The following is a 20,802-nucleotide window of genomic DNA, read 5'->3' on the forward strand; positions in this document are numbered from 1 at the left end:
TCCACGGTCGCCACTGGGACGACTCCGAGGAGTGGTGCAGTGGCTCGCAGGGTCGGCGTGTAGGCGAAAAAGTGAGAAGAGACCGGTCGGCAGTCGCCGTACCGCGCTTTCCGCTTCAGTCGTCGGCGCTGACGGCGCCGTGCTCGGGGACGTCGATCTCGCCGGCGTCGAGTTCGGCCTCGACCTCGCGGGCGGCCGTGACCATGTTCTCCATCTTACCGTAGGCGACCTCGCGGGGCAGGAGTTTCACGCCACAGTCGGGGCTGACGGTGAGTTGCTCGGGCGGGACGACCTCCAGGCCCTTCTGGATGTTCTCCTTGATCTGTTCGACGGACTCGACCTCGGCGACGTGGGCGTCGACGACGCCGAGTGCGAGATCCGCGTCGAAGGCGGGGTCTTTGAACACGTCGAGTTGCTCGTAGTCGCCGTTGGCGAGTTCGAGGTCGAACTCGTCGACGGGGAACTCCAGGATCTCGGGGTAGATACGGGAGTAGTCGCCGTAGCAGACGTGCAGGCCGATGCGGACGTCGTCCGGGATACCGGCGACGATGCGTTCGAGACACTCGCCGACGATGGCGTGGTCGTCCGGCGTCGTCGCGAGCGCCGGTTCGTCGATCTGGATGTAGCGGGCGCCGGCGTCGACGAGTTTCTCGATCTCCTCATTGACGAGGTCCGCGAGGTCGTAGGCGAGTTCGGCCTCGTTCTCGTAGGCCTCGTTGAAGCTCCAGGAGGCGAGCGTGTAGGGACCGGTGATGGGCACCTTCACGGGTCGCTCGGCGACGTCCGCGGTGTAGACGTACTCGTCGACGAGCCACGACTCGTCGTACTCGACCTCCGCGGCGACCGAGGGCTTGTCGAAGTAGTTGTGCCCCCACACCTTGACAGGGCCGTTGAACTCGTAGCCCTCGATTCGGTCGGCGAAGAACTCGACCATCTCGTTGCGCCGCATCTCTCCGTCGACGACGACGTCGAGACCCGCGCGTTCGTGCTCCTCGGTGATGAGGCGGGCGGCGTCGTCTTTCGCTTCCTCCCAGTCGTTGCCGTCGAACTCCGCGTCCTCGTCTTCGTAGAGGTCGCGGGCGCGGTTCAGCCACGTCGGCTTCGGGTAGGAGCCGACGACGGTGGTCAGGAGGAAGTGCTCGTTGTCGTGTTCGGGGGGTCGGAACTGTTCGCGGTTGTCGCTCATGCTTTCACCTCCTCGAGGTCGGCGGCCGCACCGAGGACCTCGAGTTTCTCGTGGAACTTGTTGACGGGCAGGTAGAACAACTCGGTGTTCGAACTGGCGTAGACGGTCTCCGGGTCGCCGTGCGTGTTGTCGACGAACCAGTCGACGCGCTCGCGGACCGTCTCGGGGTCCTCGACGAGCGTGTTCTGACCGTCGACGAGACCAAGCGAGACGGAGTCGGTCGTGCCGTACTCCTGCGCGTTGTAGAGGTTCTGTTCGTGCTCGGTGACGAGGTCGAAGCCGACCGCGTCGATATCGGCGTCGAGGACGTGGGCGTACACCTTCTCCTCGAGTGCGCCCCAGTAGGGCTGGACGACGACCTCGGTGTCGACGGCCGAGGCGACGGCGTCGATGGCCTCGCTGGCGCGCTCGTCGGCGCCGTCGCCGGGTGCGTTCGTCGCGAGCGACGGTTCGAGGAGGAACAGCGTCTCTACGTCGGGGAAGGCCTCGGCCTCGCCCGCGAGGAAGTCCGCGATGGCCGCGAGGAAGTCGGCTTCGTCGCCGTAGTACTCGTCGGTCGCGAGGTCGGCCAGCGTGTACGGACCGGGGAGGACGGCCTGCAGGTCGTCGGTGAGTTCGGCGGCCGCCTCGAGTTCCGCCGCGACGTCGCCGCTGAAGTCGAGGTCGCCCTCGACGACCGGCTCGCGGTAGAAGTTGTTGTTGTCGAAGTAGCGGACGATGCCCTCGGTGCTGACGCTATCGTGGACGGCCAGCGGGTGGGCGAGCATGTCGTCCCAGCGGGCCTGACCCTCGACGACGCGGTCGAGACCGGCGTCCCGCTGTGCCGCCACGAGGTCCTCGCGGGCCTCGCGGTAGACGGCCTGGATCTCTTCTGATTCGTCACCGCTGATGAGGTCGCCCTTCTGGTGGCCTTTCAAGTTGGCCAACTCCTCTCGGGCGAAATCCGGCAGCGGATAGAGCCCCGGTGTAGTCGCGACGATGTCCATGTAGACAGAGGTAGGAAATGCGGGTGTTTAATATTTTCTCTACCGGATTATACTCGACAGTAATTGCAGCGACTAGCGCACGAGCTTCAAGATCGTGAGCGTCTCGAAGGGGAACGATTCGTCGGCGAGCGCGGCGGCGCTGAAGCCGTTGTCGGCGGCGCGCTCGACCACTTCGTCGACGCCGGTGAGTGTGCTCACGAGCAGGAGGACGAACCCATCGGGGGCGAGTACGCGGCCGACGGCGTCGAGGAAGGGGTCGATGACCTCTCGGCCCGTCTCGCCACCGGTGAGCGCGACCTCCATCCAGTCTTCGCGGGCCGCGGCGGCGTCCTCCGGGAGGTACGGTGGGTTGAACAGGACGACGTCGAAGGCGTCGTCGCGGAAGGGAGTGACGAGGTCTGCGCGGACCGCCTCGATGCCGCGTTCGCGGGCCTGCCGGCACGCGTGGGGGTTGAGGTCGCTCGCGACGACGCGGGCGCCGGACTCCTCGGCGACGCGCTGGGCGACGAAGCCCGAACCGGTCCCGACTTCGAGGACGCAGTGGTCGGAGCCGACCTCCGCGACCGCCTGCTCGGCGAGGAGCTGTGAGTCTTCGGCCGGTTGGTACACCTCGGTCTCGACGCCGCGGCGGGCGGCGAGGTCGTCGGACGTGTCTGGTGTCGTGTCGTCAGTCATCTGCGTTCGTCTCGTCAGTCGTGTCTCCGTTCGTCGCGTCACCGGCCTCGGCGCTGACCGCGCCCTCGGGCACGCCGCCGGCAACACGGAAGCCGCCGGTCTCGGCCCGACCGGAGAGTTCGCGCTGCGGGAACGGGATCTTGATACCTTCCTCGCGGAACGCGTCGTGGACCGCCGCGATGACGGCAGTGTGGGCGCGCCACTTCCGGCGCGCGCTCGGCTTGTCGATCCAGAAGCGGAGGTCGATGGTCACGGCGGAGGCGCCGAACTCCGTGAGGACGGCCTGTGGACGCGGGACCGTGAGGATCTCTTCGACGTCCTTCATCGCCTCGGCGGCGACCTCGACGGCGTGTTCGACGTCGGTGTTGTAGTCGACGCCCACCTCGACGTGGTGGCGCAACCGTCCCTTGCGGGACTTGTTGACGATGTCGGTCGCGCCGACGACGTCGTTCGGGAGCATCACGTACTCGCCGTCGAACGTCTGGATGCGCGTGTTGACGATGGTGATGTCGGTGACGATGCCCTCGTTGTCGCCGATCTCGACCCAGTCGCCGATCTCGAAGGGACGAGAGAACATGAGGACGAACCCGGCGAGGAGGGCGCCGAGCGTCTGTCGCGCGGCCAACCCGAAGACGATGCCGGCGAAGCCGGCCCCGATGAGTAGCCCCGAGAGGTTCACGTTCCAGAGACCAAGGACCAACAGTACGAACGCGGTGTAGAGGACGAGTTGGAGGACGCGGAAGGTGACCTCGGTCTGGTGTTCGGAGATGCCCTCGCGGCGCTTGACGAAGTTGTCCATCGCGCTGTGGACGACGCCGGTCGCGACGTAGACGAGGACGAACAGCCCGACCGTGACGAGTGCGCGCGTCCCGAGGATGACCGGCCGCTCCCCGAACGTCGAGTTCTGGAGGAGTGTCGCGATCTCTCCTGTCGCCCCCCAGACGACGACGAGTGCGCCGCTCCCGGCGAGGACGAGGACGAACAGGAACACGGCGAGCGCGACGTTCAGGACGTGTTCGCTGACGTCACCGCGGAGGCGGTCGGCGACGCGACGCCCGGCGAACCAGGCTACCAGCAGGAGGAACACCGTGCCGACCGAGAGGGCGACCTGGAGGTCGCTCGCGGCGAGTGCGTTCGCGGCGCCAGCGGTCGTCGTAGTCGTCGTAGTCGAGGTAGTTGTCGTCGCGGTGGCGCTCACGTCGGTTCACCCACCTCCAGTGCGATGTTCGCGAGTTCGGCGAACGTCGACGGCCGGAGGTCGCCGGGGCGCTTGCGGAGCGTCTCCTCGTCGAGGGCGTCGACGATGGCCTCGGGTGCATCGAGTCCAGAGATGTGGGCCGTGTTGCGGATGGCGTTGCGGACGTTCTTCCGGCGCTGGGTGAACAGCGCCTTCACGAAGCGTAGGAAGAAGTCCTCGTCGTCGACTTCGTACTCGGGCGCGCGGGGAGTGAGTCGGACGATGGCGCTCTCGACGCGCGGTTGCGGGTCGAACGCCTCGCGGGGAACCTCCTCGACGAGTTCGACGTCGGCGTAGTGTTGAGTTGCGACCGTGAGCCGGCCGTACTCGGAGGTCCCCGGTTCGGCGGCCATCCGCTCGGCGAACTCCAGTTGGTACATCAGGACCGCGGGCTTCCCCTCAGGGAGCAGACGGAACGTGAGGTCGCTGGAGGCGCTGTAGGGGAGGTTCGAGATACACACGGTGTAGTCCGGGAGGTCGACCTCCAGCGCGTCGCCCTGGATCACGTCGAGGCGGCCGGCTTCGACGACTTCGGCGAACTCCTCGCGGACGAACTCCGCGAGGTTCGGGTCACGCTCGATTACGGTCACCTTCTCCGCGACGTCGAGGAGTCGGTCGGTGAGTGCGCCGGTCCCGCCGCCGATTTCGAGGACGTGGGTCGTGTCGAACTCGTCGGCGTAGGTCGGGATGCGGTCCAGTACCCGGTCGTCGACGAGGAAGTGCTGGTCGAACTCGGGGTTGCCGCGGCCGGCGCGGCGGATGAGTTCGTCGGGGTCCCTGTAGTCGGTCATTGTCGGGTATAGCGGTGGAAAGGGTGTAAAGCCAGCGAGATTCGAAGACGGCGAACACCGTGAGCCGTCGAGGATCTCGGACTGGCGAGCGGGAGCGACCGGTGGGAGCGACACGCGAGTAGCGAGAATCTCGAAACGCGAACGGGGAGGAACGACCCGTGAGCGACCTGAGGGAGGGAGAATCTCGACGAAGCGGGCAGCGACGGTTCCGGAGTCTCCGGAGAGGGGGTCGAGTTAACTCCGGACGAAGAGGTGGTACTTCACGTCGCCGTCCTTGATCTCCGAGAGGATCCGCTCGACGACGACCTCCTTCGGGTTGTGGAGACCCGAGACGCGCTCGTCGAGGTCCTCGAAGCTCTCGAAGGGGCCGCGTTTGCGCTCGTCGAGAATCTTGTCGCGGAGCGTGCTCCCGATACCGGGGACGAGGTCGAGTTGGTGCTGGCGCAGCGAGACGGCCTGTGCGTCGTTGTAGAAGTCGACGAACTGGCGTTCGTTGGCCTCGACGATCTCCTCGACGACGTAGTCGAGTTCCGAGCGCGCGCCGTCGGTCAGGTCGTCGTAGTCGACGGTGTGGCCGCGTTTCACCCCCTCCTCGAAGTCGGGTTGGACGCGGATGCGGTCGTCGATGGAGATGTCGGCGTCGTCGGCGAGGCTCACCTCGTAGAGCGTGAAGTCCTCCTCGTCGACGGCGAAGGCAATGGGTGGGTCGAACCGCGAGCGCACACCGTCGGTCCGGCCGTGGTGGAGTACGTCGAGGACGACCGCGTAGCGTTCGCTGTCAGAGTCGGGGGACTCGTCGTCGGTCATACCTGTCTGTACGCCGACGGGGTACTTAAAAAGTCGGCAGATGCGCTACGCGTACTTCGCGACGACGTCGAGAACGTCGTCGAGTTCGTCGCCGGAGAGCGCGTAGCGCTCCTGGGCGAACACCGCGCGGAGTTCGGTCCGGGACTGGGGCAGGAGGTCGGCGATCTTGTGCGCCTCCGGCTCGCCGAGCTGCTCGAACTCGAGGAGTTCTTCGACGAGTTCGCGTGACTCTTCGGGGTCGAGGACGGCGAAGCGGTTGACGTGCTCGACGGCGCGCGCGAGTTCGTAGCGGAGTTCTCGCTCCTCGTCGGCGGCGCGTTCGGCCTCGACGTCGGCGAGGGCCTCCTTCGCCTCGGAGACGGTGAGGAACTCCTCGTCGACCTTCTCCTTGAAGATCGTCATCGTCTACTCCTGTGCGCGGAGGTGGGCGGGCTTGGCGATGACGGTCTTGGTCTTGCCGTTGTCGTTGACCTCGACCTTGTACGCGCGACCCTGCGTGCCGACGACCTCACCGGTGAGGCCGCTGAAACGCGGGTGGAAGCGACCCTCGGAGACGCTGGGGTCGAGCTTCAGGTGGACCTTCTGGCCCTCGTCGAACTCGGCGACGGCGCGCTGGGGCGGGGACATCCCGCGCTCGCGGGGCTTGTTCGAGAGCTTCTCCCGGCTGCTGTTGAGGGGTCCGTTGGAGCTCGGCATAGTCGTATGGGTGTCCTACTGCCGTCGGCGTTATAAAACGCACGTTCTGGGTCTCGTCGTCGCACCAACGGACCTAACTCCCGCGCGCGCGACGCGTCGAGTATGTCCGAGGACCACGAGCGCTTCGAGACGCGGGCCATCCACGCCGGCCAGGAACCCGACGAGGAGACCGGCGCGCTGATGACGCCCATCTACGCCAATTCCACCTACGAGCAATCCGCACCCGGCGAGCACACCGGCTACGAGTACTCCCGGACCGCCAACCCGACGCGGACCGACCTGGAGGACAACCTCGCCGCACTGGAAGGCGGGGAGTACGGCCGCGCCTTCTCCTCGGGGATGGGCGCCATCAACACCGTCCTCAACCTCCTCAAGGCCGGCGACCACGTCGTCACCGGCGACGACGTCTACGGCGGCACCCACCGCATCATGACCCAGGTGTACGAGGAGTACGACCTTGAGTTCGACTTCGTCGACACTACCGACCACGACGCCGTCCGCGAGGCGATGCGCGAGGAGACGGAGTTGGTGTGGGTAGAGACACCGACGAACCCGCTGATGCGCGTCAACGACATTGCCGCGCTCTCCGAGATCGCCCACGAGTACGACGCGCTCTGCGCCGTCGACAACACGTTCGCGACGCCCTACCTCCAGCGTCCCCTCGAACACGGCGCCGACATCGTCGCCCACTCGCTCACCAAGTACCTCGGCGGTCACTCCGACCTCGTCGCGGGCGCGCTCGTGACCGACGACGCGGACCTCGACGAGCGCATCGGCTTCTACCAGAACTCCGTGGGCGCGACCCCCTCGCCGTTCGACTGCTTCCTCGTCCTCCGCGGGACGAAGAGCCTCCCCGTCCGGATGGACCGCCACTGCGAGAACGCCCGCGAGTTGGCCCAGTGGCTCGACGACCACGAACACGTCGAGCACGTCTACTACCCCGGACTGGAGAGCCACCGCCAGCACGACCTCGCCGCCGAGCAGATGGACGACTTCGGCGGGATGCTCTCCTTCGAACTCGACGCCACCCTCGCGGAGGCCAGCGACGTCGTCTCGAACACCCACGTCTTCACCCTCGCGGAGTCACTGGGCGGGGTGGAGTCGCTCATCGAACAGCCGGCGGCGATGACCCACGCCGCCATCCCGCAGGAGGAACGCGAGGCCGCCGGGTTGACCGACCCGCTCATCCGCGCGAGCGTCGGTATCGAGCACGTCGAGGACCTGAAGGCCGACCTCCAGCAAGCCATCGAGAGCGTCCTGGAGTAGTCGGCCGGGACTAGCTATTTCTCGGTTCCACTCGACGGCCCGTCTATGGAACTCGCAGAAGGTGTCTACAGTCTCCCGTGGCGCATCGAACAGCCAGAGAACGTCCGGACCTTCCACCCGTCGGCGGTCGAACGCGAGGACGGCTCGCTCGTCCTCGTCGACACGGCACTACCGGGGCACCTCGATGGACTCTCCGACGCCCTCGACGAACACGGATTCGCCCTCGACGACGTCGACCTCGTCGTCCTCACCCACCACGACGGCGACCACGCGGGCGCGCTCTCCGCGCTGCTCGACGAGACGGACGCCGAGGTGCTCGCTCACTCCGAAGAGGTTCCGTTCGTCGAGGGCGAGACGTGGCCACTGAAGACTCCCGAAGACGCCGAGCGCTACCCGCCCGCGCGGGTGGACGTCGAGGTCGTCGAGGGTGTCGCCATCTCGACTGCGGCCGGCCCACTCCGCGTCGTCGAGACGCCGGGGCACACCCCCGGACACGTCTCGCTGTACCTCCCCGCGTGTCGACTGCTCCTCGCGGGCGACGCGCTGACCGCCGACGCCGACGGCGTCCAGCGACCGGCCGAGGGCTTCACGCCCGAGATGGACCGGGCGATGGACTCAGTCGAGCGGCTCGCGGACCTCGACGTCGAGGGCGTGCTCGCCTTCCACGGCGGCTACGTGCCGGCCGACGAGGAGGACGTCGCCGCCCTCGTCGAGTGAGGATCAGTGAAACGCTCGTTTCACCCTCCAGAAGGCGTTTAGTCGGGGGAGCCGTCTCGACGACTGTGAAGCGACGGACGTTCCTCGAATCGGTCGGTGCACTCGGTGTCGTCGGGAGTACCGTCCTCGCCGGGTGTACCGGTGCGGACGGTGACGGCGGGGCCGGGAACGGGACGAACAGTGACACGACGACCAGCGGAGACCCCGCCGACGGCGACACCACGACCACGGGACCGTTCCCGACGCGAGTCGTCGCCGTCGAACCCGACACCGTCACCGACGCCCTCGACGCGAGCGTCTCGGTGAGGCTCACGCAGAACTTCTCGGAGACCGCACCTGCGGAGTTGGCGGTCGAAGTGACCAACGACACCGGGTCGGCACAGACCTACCAGTTCGGCCCGGTCGTCCCGTGGTCGGCCATCTGGGCGAAGCACGCGTCGGCGGACGCGACGCTCGTCGCGGTCCCCGGACCCGCCACGGAGACCCAGGGTAGCGGTATCGTCCCGGAAGCGCCCACGGACGGGTGCTGGCAGGCTGCAGACGGACTCGTCCTCCCCGAGTACCTCCAGCGAAAGGAGTTAGCCGCCGGTGCGTCGGTCCGTCACCGGTACACGCTCGTCGGGCAACACGACGACGCAGCGTGTCTGCCGGCGGGCACCTACCGGTTCGCCGATGGCGACTTCCTCGGGCGGGCGGCGTGGGGATTCGACGTCCAGGTCGAACACCAGTAGCGCTTCGGGACAGGGGTTCCCGGACTGGCGCTCCCGGACTGGCGTCGAACGGCCTGCAGTCTTCCGTAGGTTTATCTCTGCGTGTTCACACTGTCCACACAACATGCGAGAACACCTCACAGTCTCCGAAGACACCATCCGGGAAGCTTGCGGTGACGTCGACCTCCCGGCGCTGGGCGTCGTCGAACAGGTGTGGGACGTCGACCCGATTCCGGCCGACGAGGTAGCGGGCGTGGCAGCCGACGCAGTCGACGACCTCGACTTCGAGGACGTCCCCGAAGGCGGCGAAGTAGCCGTCGGGGCGGGGAGTCGAGGGATCGCCAACCTCCCCGAACTGGTCCGCGGCGTCGTCGACGGCGTTCGTGATCGAGGGTACGAACCGTTCGTCTTCCCCGCGATGGGGAGCCACGGCGGTGCGACCGCCGAGGGCCAACGCGAGAAACTCGAGACGCTCGGCGTCACCGAGGAGTCCATCGGCTGCGAGATTCGCGCCACGATGGCGGTCGAACAGGTCGGCGAGACGCCTGACCGCGGCGTGCCGGTGTACGCCGACGCGAACGCCGTCGCCGCCGACGCCATCGTCCCGGTGAACCGCGTCAAGCCACACACCGACTTCAGCGGCGAGGTCGAGAGCGGCCTCTCGAAGATGCTCGTCATCGGGATGGGCAAACAGCGCGGCGCGAAGATGGCCCACGACTGGGCGGTCGACTGGAGTCTGCGCAACATGATCCCCGAGATCACCGAGCAGTTACTCGACGCCCTCCCCGTGGCCGGCGGCGTCGCCATCGTCGAGGACCAACACGACGACACGACCCTCGTCGAGGGGATTCCGCCGTCGGGGTTCCTCGAACGCGAGGCCGAACTCCTCGAACTCTCGTGGGAACTCATGCCGAAACTCCCCTTCGACGAACTGGACGTCCTCGTCGTCGACCAGATGGGCAAGGACGTTAGCGGCCAGGGGATGGACACGAACGTCACGGGACGGCGCCACTTCACCATCGACGAACCGGAACCGGAGACGCCCGAGGTGAAGCGCGTCTTCACCCGCGGGTTCACCGAGAAGACGAAGGGGAACGCGATGGGGATGGGACAGGCCGACTTCGTCCACGACGACGTCCTCCAGGGCCTCGACTGGTCGAAGTCGCTCATCAACGCCATCACGGCCAGTACCGTCCGCGGGGTACGCCTCCCGCCGGTCGTCGAGAACGACCGCGCGGGGCTGACGGCGGCACTCGGGACCATCGGTCCCGTTCCCGGCGACGAGGCGCGCGTCCTCCGGGCCACGGACACGATGCGACTGAAGCGCTGTTACGCCTCGGCACCGCTCGTGGAGGCGGCACGCGACCGCGACGACCTCCGCGTCGTCGAGGAACCTTCGGCGGTCGAGTTCGACGGAGACGGGGAGTTCGTCGACGAGTCGCCGGACCACTAACCGAGACACCGGCGACTGGCCCATCCTGAGCCATCGCTACTCGTCTCCGTTCACAGTAGAAGTGTGCGGGACCGGATTCGAACCGGCGGACCCCTACGGGATAGCGTCCTAAGCGCTACGCCGTTGGCCTGGCTTGGCTACCCGCACTCGAACTCGCGCGAAATGCGCAGTTCCCGTTTTGGGTGGCGGCGACAAGTAGGTGTCGTCTCACAGCCACACACCCACCCCATATGTAGAGTGTTTTGCGCTCACACACCGGGCACGACGGAACACGGGGGCGGATCGCCGGTCGATGGAGCGGGAACTCCCTCCCCCCAGTTGTAGACTGTTCTCGACGCCGGAGCGGGGTGGACGAGTGGGAACGGGGGTGAATCGGCGGTCGTCCGGACGACGAAGTGGCGGAACCCCCTCCCCCCAGTTGTAGACTGTTCTCGGCGTCGAGAGGGGGTGGGGTCCGAAGTGCCGACGGCGAACCGACGTTCGAGCGACCAGTACTCGAACTGGCCGTCGTCGGCCAACGAGACTCGGACGGGGTCGCTCGAACCGAACGAGTCGAATCGACGACGATTCGGCCGGCGTTGGCCGTCAACCGGAGTCCGGTGAAGTCCAGTGAAGCCCGAAAGTCCAGTGAAACACTCTACGTGCCGGGGGCATCATACGACAACTAACGACTTCACACCATCGATGGATTTATTACTTCACTCCGGTTCGTGGGGAGTACGGGCTATGGGGAATCCATTCGAGGAACTGAACGAGGTCTTCGTCAACCGGGACGTCCTCAACGAGGAGTACCAGCCGGACGAAATCCTCGAACGCGAGGAAGAGAAGCAGGCGTACGCCGGAGCACTCCGACCGATCACGAAGCAGAACGCACCGAACAACATCTTCCTCTACGGGAAGACCGGTGTCGGGAAGACGGTGGTCACGAAGTACATGCTCCGGAAGTTGAACGAACAACTCGCCGCCGAGGAGGCCGACGAGGTGACGACCATCTGGCAGAACTGCCGGAGTCTCACGAGTTCCTACCAGGTCGCCGTCGGGTTGGTCAACCAACTCCGCGAAACCGGCGAGCAACTCCCGGACACTGGACTCCCCTCCCAGACGGTCTACCGCTCACTGTACGAGGAACTCGAAGCCATCGGTGGGACGATCCTCATCGTCCTCGACGAAATCGACGCCATCGGTTCGGACGACGACCTCCTCTACGAACTCCCGCGTGCTCGTGCGAACGGCAAGTTGGAAGGAACGCGCGTGGGCGTCATCGGTATCTCGAACGACTATCGGTTCCGCGAACAACTCTCCCCGCAGGTCAAGGACACCCTCTGTGAGAAGGAGATCACGTTCTCCCCCTACGACGCGACGGAACTCCGGACCATCCTCACACACCGCGCCGAACGCGCGCTGGTCGAGGACACCTACGACGCCGCGGTTATCAACCAGTGTGCCGCACTCGCCGCCAAGGACAGCGGGAGTGCTCGACAGGCCATCGAACTCCTCCGGGAGGGCGGCGACATCGCCACCGAACGCGACGGCGTCATCACCGAGCAGATCATCGCCGAGGCACAGAAGAACATCGAACGCGGGAAGATAAAGGACGCCATCAAGGACCTCACCGTCCACGGGAAACACGCGCTCCTCGCCCTCTCGCAACTCACCGAGGACACCGGCGGCGACGTTCGGACGAAGGAGGTCTACCAGTTCTACGAGTACCTCTGTGAGTACAACGGGACGGACCCGCTGGTCAGCGACCGACTCCGGGACCAACTTGACGACCTCGCGATGCTCGGCTTCGCCTCGAAGTACGAACACAACGAAGGGCGACGCGGTGGCCGCTACAACACCTACGAGAGCAACCAGGCTGTCGGCGTCGTCCAGGACGTCCTCGTCGACATCGAACTCCCCGACGAACGCTACCGTCAGCAGACCCTCTGAATCCGCGTCCGTCCTTCTGAATCCGCGTCCTCCATCCTGTTCTCCGGTCTCTTCCCCTTTCTCACTCCCTTCCACCCTCGCTCTTCGTACCCTCTCAATCCCCCTTCCTTCTCCCGCCGGAACACTCTACATGTGGGGGGAGGGGGTCACCTTCCGACCCCTCCCCTCTCTACCACGGAAACACTCTACATATGGGGGGAGGGGGTGTCCGCCGACAGCCTTCGGTCGAGCCTCGCCGAACTGTCGCCGTGTGTTTAAGTGTGTTCGGACGAACACGTAGGTATGTACCGTGCGGGAGACGAAGTGAACCAGCGGGAGTGGCTCCAGGAACTCGACGCGGTCGCGGACCGACTGGAACTCGGCTCGGACGCGCGCTCGACGGCACAGGAACTCTTCCTCACCGACCTCCCGGACGAGGACCGGTCGAAACGCGCGGTCCTCGCGGCGAGCGTCTACGCCGCCGCGCTCATCGCTGGTGAGCAGCGTTCACAGACGAAAGTCGCCGAAGCGGCGGACGTCTCTCGGCTCTCGATACAGGGCCGGTGGAAGGAACTCTTAGAGAGCGCCGGTCTCGACGCACCCGGCTGGTAGGTTTCGTCCGTTCGCGGCGTCGTCTCCGGTTACGTGTCTGGTTATGGGTCCGACTCTGGTTCCGCCGAACGTCCCTCGCGTTCCGGCGTCAAGTTGCCGTGTTCGTCGATTTCGCCGTTGACGATGCGGGTGCTGGAGATGATGCCGCCGTCCTCGGCGCGGACGTGGTCGACGACCTCGATGCGGAGTGGGTCGAGACCCTTCTCCTTGCGAATCTGGTTGATGCGTTCGCCGCCCTCGGCCGTCTCGGGGGAGACGACGAGCGCGTCGAACTTCGGCTCGGTCGCGATACCGGTCGGTTCGTCGAGTTCGCGGATGTCGTACTCCCGGTCGTACTCGTCGGCGAGTCGCTCCAGTTCGTCTTCGAGACGCGATCGGCGCTCCTCGAAGGGCCGGACGTGTCGTTCTTCGTTCCGTGTCTTGGGCGCGAGTCGGTCGCTCGTCAACCCTACGGTCACGTCTCCGAGCTGGAACGCCCGCTCGAAGAGCTTCCGGTGACCGTCGTGGATGGGGTCGAACGTCCCGCCCAGGGCGACGTCCATACCGCGGCCGACGACGCCTGACCGCTTAGGGATTGGGGTTCGACACGAACGTTCGACCTAGACGCTCGACCCGAGAACAGTTGCAGGAACCTCGGCGAGAGCTACTTCTCGTCGCCGCGTTCGTCGCTGCGTTCGTCGTCACCTTCCTCGTCACTCCCGGTCTCGGAGGTCTCGCCGTCGCCGCGTTCCTCCTCGCTCCCGGCTTCGGAGGTCTCGCCGTCGCCACCTTCCTCGTCGGGCGTCTCGACGTCGACCTCGGTATCGACGCTCGCGTCGGCGCCTTCTTCCTCGTCGACACCTGCACTGGCCCCGACGTTGCCTTCGATGCCAGCACTCTCTTCGTCGCCTTCTACGCCGACACCGGCGCCGACTTCGCCCTCGACTTCGGCACCCTCGTCGTCGACTTCCGCGGCCGCCGAGACGTCCGTCTCGGCCTCGGCTTCCGACTCACCGACCTCTGCCGCCGCGCTGGAGCCGGATTCGACCTCGATACGGACGGGTTCGGACTCCCCGCTCTCGCCGCCGCGGCCGAGTTTCGCGTCGAGGTTGAACACGGTGTTGAGTTCGTCCTGTACCCGACCGACGACGCCGCCGACGAGGTCGCTCGGCGGGATGGCCGTGTACTCGTAGGGGTTGTTGCCCGCACCCTCGCTCTCGCGTTTGCGTCGCTCGACGGTCTCCTCCTCGGCGAGTTCGGCGAGCGCCTCGCGGACGGTGCTCGGGTAGAGACCGGTCCCCTCGGCGACCTCCTCGCTCGTGCTCCACGGGTGCTGGCGCAGGTAGACGTAGATGCGCGCACGCGTCTCCGTGTCGAGGAGCCACGAGAGGATGTCGACGATGCCCTGGTCGAAGCCCGACTTGGCGCGGTCGGCCTCCTGTTCGAGCTTTCCGCGGGCGCCCCGACCCTGCTCGGGTGCGTCCCCCGCCGTCGTCTCTTCGCTCGGCTCTCCCGTCCGCTCGTCGCTGTCGTCACTCGTGTCGGACATTGTCGTCTCTGCAGGGACAGAAGTCTGCCGCGAGTAAAAAGGCTTTGAACACCCCGTTCCCGAGGAAGGGTATGCCCCTCGAACGTGTCTGCTACGACTGTGGCTCGCGGACGACGACGCCGGTCGCCCGGTGCGACTGTGGCGAACCGCTCTGGCTCGCCACCGACCCGTCCGCCCTCTCGACGTTCGACTGGGACGCCGTCACCGACGCGCCCGGGATGTGGCGCTACGCTCCGCTGCTCCCGGTCGACGGCGTCCCAGCGGACGACGCCGGTCTCCTCCACGCCGCGGGCGGGACGCCGCTCCTCCGGACCCCTGCTCTCGACGACTTCGCGGGCGCCCGCGTCCACGTGAAAGTGGAGGGCGAGCACCCGACGGGGAGTTTCAAGGACCGCGGGAGCGCGCTCGGCGTCGCGGCCGTCGCCGCCGGCCACGCGGGCGACGTCTCCGCAGTCGGGACCGTCTCCCACGGCAACATGGCGATGAGTACCGCCGCGTTCGCCGCCGCGGCCGACCTGCCGTGTCTCGTGCTCGTCCCGGCGGACGTCCCCGAGGCGCGCCTCGAAGTCGTCGCCCAGTTCGACCCCACCGTCCGCCGGGTCGCGGGCGACTACGGTCGTCTCTACGAGCGCACTCTCGACGTCGGCCCCGACCACGGAGTCGCCTTCCTCAACTCCGACGTCCCGCTCCGTACGGCGGGACAGAAGACCACCACTCTCGAAATCTGCGAGGCGTTCGCCACGGGCGCCGACACCGCCTCGTCTGCGACCGCGTCCACGCCCGCATCCGCACCCGATGCCATCGTCTTCCCGGTCAGCAGCGGTGGCCACGCCAGCGCCGCGTGGAAGGCCCTCCGCGAACTCCGTGAGTCGGGCGTCCTCGACGCCGCCGACGTCCCGTCGCTCTACCTCGTCCAGGCCGCCGCCTGTGCGCCCATCGCCGAAGCCTTCGAAGCCGACGCCGAGGACGTCACGCCGGTCGAGGAGGACGAGACGATCGCCTACTCCATCGCGAACCCCGACCCGCCGAGCGGAAAGCGTGCGCTCGCGGCCGCCCGCGACACCGGCGGTGCGGTCCTCGCCGTCGACGACGACGCCATCCGGACCGCCCAGCGCGAACTCGCCACCGAGGCGGGCCTGAGCGTCGAGGCGGCCTCGGCCGTCGCGCTCGCCGGTCTCCAGGAACTCACGACCCGCGGAACCGTCGACGCCTCCGACGACGTCGCGGTCGTCGCCACCGGCACGGGCCTGAAGGAGGCGACCGGCGCGACGGTAGAGGCCCCGACGGTCGACCTCGCCGACGTGGACGACGAACTCGCAGCCTTCGGGGACGCGAAGTAGGCCCACCACGCTCACAAGTCGGCCGGGCGAACTCCCGTCGAACGCGTGCCCAGACACACCATCGAGGTCGGTGACCTGACGGTCGAACCGGTGTGGAGCGACTCGCTCGGCGCGAAGTCGACGTGCTGTCGGGTCGAGACGCCCGACACCTCCATCTGCGTCGACCCTGGCGTCGCCGCGATGCAACCGTCCTACCCGCTCGCCGACGACCTGAAGGGCCGCTACCGCGAGGTGGCCCGCGAGGCCGTCGAGTCGGCCGTCGACCGCTCCGAGCACGTCGCGATCTCCCACTACCACTTCGACCACTACGCGCCCGACCCGTCGCGATACGGGGACGCGACGCTATGGCTCAAAGACCCGAACCAGTGGATCAACGACTCACAGTGGCACCGGGCACGGGAGTTCCTCCGTGCGCTCGCGGACCATCACGGGGCAGACCTCGAAACAACCGACCCCCGGCGCGAGACCTACCCCGACCCCTACGACGACCTCGACCACGCGCGGGAGAAGGACTTCGGCGACTACCAGGAACGCCGCGAGGAACTCCTCTCCAAGTGGCGCGAGCGCTTCTGGAACCGCGTCGAGCGCTGGACGAGCGAACCGTGGGTGTGCGAACCCGCCTTCGCGAACTTCGCCGACGACGCTGCGTTCACTGTCGGCGACACCACGATTCGCTTCCTCGGGCCGCTCTTCCACGGCATCGAGTACGCGCGGACGGGGTGGGTGCTCGCGACGGTGGTGGAGACGCCGGAGGTGACGTTCCTCCACTCCTCGGACCTCCAGGGTCCGGTCGTCGAGGACTACGCCGACCGGATCGTCGACGTGGACCCGGACGTGCTCTTCCTCGACGGTCCCGCGACCTACCTCCTCGGCCCGATGCTCAACCGGACGAACCTCCAGCGCTCCGTCGACAACGCCGCACGAATCGTCCGCGAGGTCGACCCCGCCTGCACGTGGTTCGACCACCACTTGCTCCGCGAGACGCAGTACCGCGAGCGCACCGAGACGGTGTGGGACCTCCGCGATGAGGGGTACGCCGTCCAGACCGTCGCCGAGTTCGAGGGGCAGGCGCCGCTCGTCGACCTAGTGGAGGACGCGTCGGAAGAAGAACTACGAGAGCGAGTTGAACGCGAGGGCGAGCGCGTGCGTCAGTACTCCAGCAACAGCGACTCGTAGAGCGCCCGAGCACCCTCCTCGTCGCGGATTCGGCGCTGTCGGTCGGCGCCGCTCTCGCGTTCGTAGACCTCGCGAATCCCCGACACGCCGAGGCGTTCGCACTCGCGGTCGACGACCTCCCCGAGGTCGACGGTCCCCGAGCGGTCCTTCGCGACGAACGAGACGTCGTGGCCGTGGCGCATCGCGCGCCACTTGTTCTCGTCTAAGAGTTCGCGACGGTGGCGGTAGCCCGTCTCGCCGTCCTCGTAGCGCTCGGCGAGGTCCATCACGAGCGCGTGGGTGTATTCGACGAAGGCGTCGACGACGGCCGGGTCGTGCTGGCCGTCGGGGGTCCGCACCTCGACGGTGCCGTGTCCGGAGTGGGGTCGGACGTCCCACCAGAGTTCGCCGCGATCGTTGATGGACCCGTTCTCGACCATCAGTTCCTCGAAGCCCGCGAAGTCGTCGTAGTCGTCGAAGGCCGTCGGCATCCCCGTGTTCGGCAGGCCCTCGAAGATCTTCGCGCGGGCGGACTGGAGACCCGTGTCGAAGCCGTTCCAGTAGGGCGAGTTCACCGACAGCGCGAGCATCACGGGGAGGTACCACCGCATCTCGTTGGCGACCCACACCGCCTTGTCGGGGTCGTCGACGCCGACGTGGACGTGAAGCCCTGCGGTCGTGTTGCGGTGCTGGGGGTACTGGATGCGCTCCAACTGCGAGCGGTAGCGCGGCTTCTCTGCGTGTTCGAGTTCGCGCCACTTCGCCGCGGGGTGGAGACCGGCGGCGGCGATGCGGAACCCCTCTGAGGCGGCGTAGTCGACCATCGCCTCGCGGACCTCGCGGACCCGTGTCGCGGCCTCGGCGGGGTCCTCGATGAGCGGCGTCTGCGTCTCGACGACGCACTTGAACAGTTCGTGGTCGATTCGGTCCGTCAGGAGTTCGGGCGGCTCGCCCTCGTAGACGAGTTCGTCGCTCCCCGCAGTGGGGACGCCCGTCTCGTCGACGACGAAGAACTCCTCCTCGACGCCGAGCGTCCCGAGTCGGTCGAACGCCTCCGGGGAACCCGTACCGGTAGCCATTTCTCGGTGCTTCGCCGTCCGGGAGTAAATAGTTCGGGAAGTCGGCGGGCGTGTGCGTATTCGTCTCTCCGTGCGGTCCGAGCAGTTCGAGCGGTCCGAGCAATCGCCGTCGAGACTCGCGTCCCCGACGGGCGCTCCGACCCTCGTCACTCCCGTTTCGGCGTCGCGACGAGGGCGAGGTGGTCCTCGTGGAACGGTTCGAGCCGGGCGGTGTCGAGAATCTCGTACCCCTCCCGGAGTTCGTTCAGGACGCGGTCGAAGACGGCTCGTGGGTCCTTCGTCACGTCCTCGCTTCGGGCCTTGATGGCGGCGACGAGTCGGCCGTCGTCGGCGAGGAAGCGGCGGTTCTCCAGTGCGACGCGGGCCTGCCCGCGGGTCGCGACGTCCTGTACGACGGCGTCGAGGTCCGACTCGACGACGTGGGCGTAGTTCGCGGGTTTGCGGGCGTCCTTCAGGAGTGGAAAGAGGTTCGGGCGGTCCTCGGCGACGCCCACAAGGTCGCGGGTCGGGCGTGGCGCGAACTCCACCGCGTACGTCGGGCCGGCGAAGTCCGCGACGTGGCTGACGGTCGTCCCGTTGGCCGCGCCGAGGTAGAGGACGGCGTCGCCGTCTTCGAGTCCGGTGTCGAGGCCCTTCTCGAAGGTCGCGCCGAGTTTCGAGCGCGTGGCGTCCCAGCGTCGCCACCCGTCCTCGACGGGCTCGCCGTAGACCGGTTCGCCCCGCGTGGCGAGGCGGGGTTCGTCGTCACCGGGGAACTGCCGGCGGACGACGCCGTCGGGGAGTGGGCCGTCGGGGCGCTCGCTCATTCGTCCGCACCTCCTTCGGCGTCGGCGTCGCTCGCCTCACCTGCCTCGCCGCCGCCACCCCCGCCCTCGTAGCGGGAGCGGATTCGACGCATCCGCTCGTCGAGTTCCTCTTCCAGTTCCGGACGGCGGTCGCCCGAGTAGTGGTCGACGCGGGCGGCGATGGAGAGTTTCCCCGCGAGTGCGCGTGCCGCAGAGCCACGCTCGTCGGGGTGGGTGTTACGGACGTACTCATGGGTGAAGATGACGCCGTGTTTCGGCGAGGGCGCGTGGCCGCGGAGGTGTGCGAAGAGGGCGTCCTCGGCGCCGAGCACCTGGACGGTCCCGCTGGGCATCTTCGCCAGCGACTCCAGGCCACCCGCCTGCTCCATCAGCCGTGCGGCGAGGACCGGCCCGGCGAGCATCGAGAGGTTGGGCGCGACGGCGGGCGCCTGCTTCTCGACGAACTCGCGGACCGCGTCGCGCTCGTCGGCGAGGTCGACGACGCGCCGGGCGAGGTCGACGACGCGCTCTTCCGCGGGTTCCTCGGGGTCGCGCTCGGCGAGGTCGCGGGCGTAGGGGACGCCGCCCTCGGGACCTTCCTCGTCGGCCGGGAAGAGGCTCCCGCCCCACTCGGCGACGCGCTCGGCTAACTCGTTCGTCGTCTCCGCGAGGTCGTCCATCGTCCGGATGGCGTGGACCAGTTGCTGGTCGTCGGCGCGTTCGCGTTCGGCGACGGCGGTGCGGGTCGTTTCGACGGTCGCCTCGTGGAGCGCGTCGTAGTAGTCGTCCTCGTCGGCGGCGAACCCGGCCTCGACGGCGGCCGCTGGCCAGTCGGCGGGTTCGTCGGCACCCCACTCGTCGTCGCGGATGCGGTCGGCGGCGGCCGTGACGTCTCCGGGGTCGAGGTCGGCGAACCAGCCCTCTGTAGTCATACCCGTGAGTCGGGGCCGCGCGCGCTAAAAAGTGTCTACGTGGGTCGGGAGAACCGTTACGTCGGCTGTGGGCCGCTCCCTTCGCCCTCGGGGAGGATCTCGCGGACACGGCCCTCCGCACCGGACTTCAGTTTCACTTCCGTCCCGTTGGGGTCGGCTTCACCGATGACGACGCCGACCTCGCCTTTGATAGGTTCTTTGCCGTGTCCTTGGTCGATCTCGACGGTCATTCCCTTCTTGACCTCCTTCGGACGCGGATACTCGGGCATACGCGAACCAACCGACGGCGACGGAAAAAACGTGCTGGCCGCCCATCGTTTTATACGGGGGCCGTCCCTCACCTCGCCCACATGCCCGAGGAGGAACTCGACGAACTGTTCGCCGACCTCGAGGCCCTGGAGGACGAGGTGATGGACCCCGAGGCCCGCGAACGACTCGAGGAAGCCATCGAGGCCGCCGAGGAGGTCCAGGCCGAGGTGGAGGTACTCCAGACGAACCGCCGGAAGGGGACGTTCGGACGCATCATCCGTGGGTTCGACCGCCACGACGCCGCCGAGGCGTTCCTCGGCGCACTCCTCTTCGGCATCCCGATGGGCGTCGAGGGCGGGACGAACGAGGTCGGCGAGTTCATGACCGGCCACCCGCTCCTGTTCGTCCTCTCCCTCGTGGCGACCGTCGGACTCGTCGTCTCCATCCTCTTCGTCGCCAAGTTTCAGGAGGTACGCGTCAAGGACCCCGTCCTCGGTTTCATCCCCCGCCGGCTCCTCGGCGTGCTCGGTATCTCCTTCGGGACGTCCGTCGCGCTGCTGACTATCTGGGGGCGCGTCGACTGGATGACGGACCCGTGGCTCGCCCTCTGTACGTGTACGGTCGCCTTCACCCCGATGGCGATCGGCGCCGCCCTGGGCGACATCCTCCCCGGCAGTTGAGGGACGG

22 protein-coding genes, 1 tRNA gene and 1 pseudogene are annotated in these 20,802 nt (G+C 67.4%); 9 read left to right on the forward strand and 15 right to left on the reverse strand.

The features are described 5' to 3' along the window. Positions 1-115: 115 nt before the first annotated feature. The 8 genes from P0Y33_RS03675 to P0Y33_RS03710 form a co-directional block, all read right to left on the reverse strand. Positions 116-1,186, reverse strand: a complete 1,071-nt coding sequence (locus tag P0Y33_RS03675) for a methionine synthase (protein WP_279529207.1) — start codon at positions 1,184-1,186, stop codon at positions 116-118. After that, positions 1,183-2,172 carry a 5-methyltetrahydropteroyltriglutamate--homocysteine methyltransferase gene (locus tag P0Y33_RS03680; RefSeq protein ID WP_279529208.1) on the reverse strand — a complete coding sequence of 330 codons (990 nt, stop codon included), beginning with the start codon at positions 2,170-2,172 and terminating at the stop codon, positions 1,183-1,185. Before P0Y33_RS03680 ends, P0Y33_RS03675 begins: the two co-directional genes overlap by 4 nt. Positions 2,173-2,244: 72 nt before the next feature. Continuing rightward, on the reverse strand, positions 2,245-2,847 hold the full coding sequence (locus P0Y33_RS03685; RefSeq protein ID WP_279529209.1) for a HemK2/MTQ2 family protein methyltransferase: 603 nt from the start codon (positions 2,845-2,847) through the stop codon (positions 2,245-2,247). Next, on the reverse strand, positions 2,840-4,045 hold the full coding sequence (locus tag P0Y33_RS03690; protein ID WP_279529210.1) for a mechanosensitive ion channel family protein: 1,206 nt from the start codon (positions 4,043-4,045) through the stop codon (positions 2,840-2,842). The genes P0Y33_RS03685 and P0Y33_RS03690 overlap by 8 nt, the downstream gene beginning before the upstream one ends. Continuing rightward, the gene (locus tag P0Y33_RS03695) at positions 4,042-4,875 is read right to left on the reverse strand and encodes a 16S ribosomal RNA methyltransferase A (protein ID WP_279529211.1); all 834 of its coding nucleotides are present in this window, start codon (positions 4,873-4,875) and stop codon (positions 4,042-4,044) included. Before P0Y33_RS03695 ends, P0Y33_RS03690 begins: the two co-directional genes overlap by 4 nt. Positions 4,876-5,109: 234 nt before the next feature. Then, positions 5,110-5,682, reverse strand: a complete 573-nt coding sequence (locus tag P0Y33_RS03700; protein ID WP_279529212.1) for a DUF655 domain-containing protein — start codon at positions 5,680-5,682, stop codon at positions 5,110-5,112. 45 nt (positions 5,683-5,727) lie between these two features. Next, positions 5,728-6,084: an RNA polymerase Rpb4 family protein gene (locus P0Y33_RS03705; RefSeq protein ID WP_279529213.1), complete on the reverse strand. Its 357-nt coding sequence runs from the start codon at positions 6,082-6,084 to the stop codon at positions 5,728-5,730. Positions 6,085-6,087: 3 nt separating this feature from the next. After that, entirely contained in the window at positions 6,088-6,378 is a 291-nt protein-coding gene (locus P0Y33_RS03710) for a 50S ribosomal protein L21e (protein ID WP_279529214.1), read from the reverse strand. Positions 6,379-6,480: 102 nt separating this feature from the next. On the opposite strand from P0Y33_RS03710, the gene P0Y33_RS03715 reads away from it, so the two are divergent. The 4 genes from P0Y33_RS03715 to P0Y33_RS03730 all read left to right on the forward strand — a co-directional run bounded on the left by P0Y33_RS03715 (position 6,481) and on the right by P0Y33_RS03730 (position 10,524). Further along, on the forward strand, positions 6,481-7,644 hold the full coding sequence (locus P0Y33_RS03715) for a cystathionine gamma-synthase (protein WP_279529215.1): 1,164 nt from the start codon (positions 6,481-6,483) through the stop codon (positions 7,642-7,644). Between the two features lie 45 nt (positions 7,645-7,689). Continuing rightward, entirely contained in the window at positions 7,690-8,361 is a 672-nt protein-coding gene (locus tag P0Y33_RS03720; protein WP_279529216.1) for an MBL fold metallo-hydrolase, read from the forward strand. A gap of 65 nt (positions 8,362-8,426) precedes the next feature. Then, the gene (locus P0Y33_RS03725) at positions 8,427-9,092 is read left to right on the forward strand and encodes a hypothetical protein (protein WP_279529217.1); all 666 of its coding nucleotides are present in this window, start codon (positions 8,427-8,429) and stop codon (positions 9,090-9,092) included. Between the two features lie 103 nt (positions 9,093-9,195). Further along, positions 9,196-10,524: a nickel pincer cofactor-dependent isomerase, group 22 gene (locus tag P0Y33_RS03730; RefSeq protein WP_279529218.1), complete on the forward strand. Its 1,329-nt coding sequence runs from the start codon at positions 9,196-9,198 to the stop codon at positions 10,522-10,524. Positions 10,525-10,586: 62 nt separating this feature from the next. Here the strand turns inward: P0Y33_RS03730 and P0Y33_RS03735 are convergent. Further along, positions 10,587-10,671: transfer RNA gene (locus P0Y33_RS03735), tRNA-Leu, on the reverse strand. Positions 10,672-11,250: 579 nt separating this feature from the next. On the opposite strand from P0Y33_RS03735, the gene P0Y33_RS03740 reads away from it, so the two are divergent. Both P0Y33_RS03740 and P0Y33_RS03745 read left to right on the forward strand, forming a co-directional pair. Beyond that, the gene (locus P0Y33_RS03740) at positions 11,251-12,456 is read left to right on the forward strand and encodes an orc1/cdc6 family replication initiation protein (protein WP_279529219.1); all 1,206 of its coding nucleotides are present in this window, start codon (positions 11,251-11,253) and stop codon (positions 12,454-12,456) included. Between the two features lie 282 nt (positions 12,457-12,738). After that, positions 12,739-13,047, forward strand: coding sequence for a transcription initiation factor IIB family protein (locus P0Y33_RS03745; RefSeq protein ID WP_279529220.1), 309 nt, complete (start codon positions 12,739-12,741; stop codon positions 13,045-13,047). Positions 13,048-13,088: 41 nt separating this feature from the next. Here P0Y33_RS03745 and P0Y33_RS03750 read toward each other — a convergent pair whose 3' ends face one another. Both P0Y33_RS03750 and P0Y33_RS03755 read right to left on the reverse strand, forming a co-directional pair. Next, positions 13,089-13,589 carry a phosphopantetheine adenylyltransferase gene (locus P0Y33_RS03750; protein WP_279529221.1) on the reverse strand — a complete coding sequence of 167 codons (501 nt, stop codon included), beginning with the start codon at positions 13,587-13,589 and terminating at the stop codon, positions 13,089-13,091. A 371-nt stretch (positions 13,590-13,960) separates the two neighbouring features. Further along, positions 13,961-14,575, reverse strand: a pseudogene (locus tag P0Y33_RS03755) (helix-turn-helix domain-containing protein); the annotation flags it as partial. Between the two features lie 71 nt (positions 14,576-14,646). Between P0Y33_RS03755 and P0Y33_RS03760 the strand changes: the two are divergent. Beyond that, positions 14,647-15,915: a threonine synthase gene (locus P0Y33_RS03760; protein ID WP_279529222.1), complete on the forward strand. Its 1,269-nt coding sequence runs from the start codon at positions 14,647-14,649 to the stop codon at positions 15,913-15,915. 45 nt (positions 15,916-15,960) lie between these two features. Beyond that, entirely contained in the window at positions 15,961-17,091 is a 1,131-nt protein-coding gene (locus P0Y33_RS03765; protein ID WP_279529223.1) for an MBL fold metallo-hydrolase, read from the forward strand. Here P0Y33_RS03765 and P0Y33_RS03770 read toward each other — a convergent pair. From P0Y33_RS03770 to P0Y33_RS03785, 4 genes are all read right to left on the reverse strand, one after another. Next, a complete protein-coding gene (locus P0Y33_RS03770; RefSeq protein WP_279529224.1) occupies positions 17,064-18,149 on the reverse strand; it encodes a glutamate--cysteine ligase in 1,086 nt (361 codons plus the stop codon). The two genes, P0Y33_RS03765 and P0Y33_RS03770, sit on opposite strands and share 28 nt — an antisense overlap. Before the next feature lie 146 nt (positions 18,150-18,295). Further along, a complete protein-coding gene (locus P0Y33_RS03775; protein ID WP_279529225.1) occupies positions 18,296-18,955 on the reverse strand; it encodes a fibrillarin-like rRNA/tRNA 2'-O-methyltransferase in 660 nt (219 codons plus the stop codon). Further along, positions 18,952-19,866, reverse strand: a complete 915-nt coding sequence (locus tag P0Y33_RS03780; RefSeq protein WP_279529226.1) for an NOP5/NOP56 family protein — start codon at positions 19,864-19,866, stop codon at positions 18,952-18,954. The genes P0Y33_RS03775 and P0Y33_RS03780 overlap by 4 nt, the downstream gene beginning before the upstream one ends. Positions 19,867-19,922: 56 nt before the next feature. Further along, positions 19,923-20,135: a hypothetical protein gene (locus tag P0Y33_RS03785; RefSeq protein WP_279529227.1), complete on the reverse strand. Its 213-nt coding sequence runs from the start codon at positions 20,133-20,135 to the stop codon at positions 19,923-19,925. An 81-nt stretch (positions 20,136-20,216) separates the two neighbouring features. Between P0Y33_RS03785 and P0Y33_RS03790 the strand changes: the two genes are divergently transcribed. Next, positions 20,217-20,795, forward strand: a complete 579-nt coding sequence (locus tag P0Y33_RS03790; protein ID WP_279529228.1) for a DUF2391 family protein — start codon at positions 20,217-20,219, stop codon at positions 20,793-20,795. Positions 20,796-20,802 lie beyond the last annotated feature (7 nt).

This window comes from Halospeciosus flavus, from assembly GCF_029814175.1.
Lineage (GTDB): Archaea > Halobacteriota > Halobacteria > Halobacteriales > Halobacteriaceae > Halospeciosus > Halospeciosus flavus.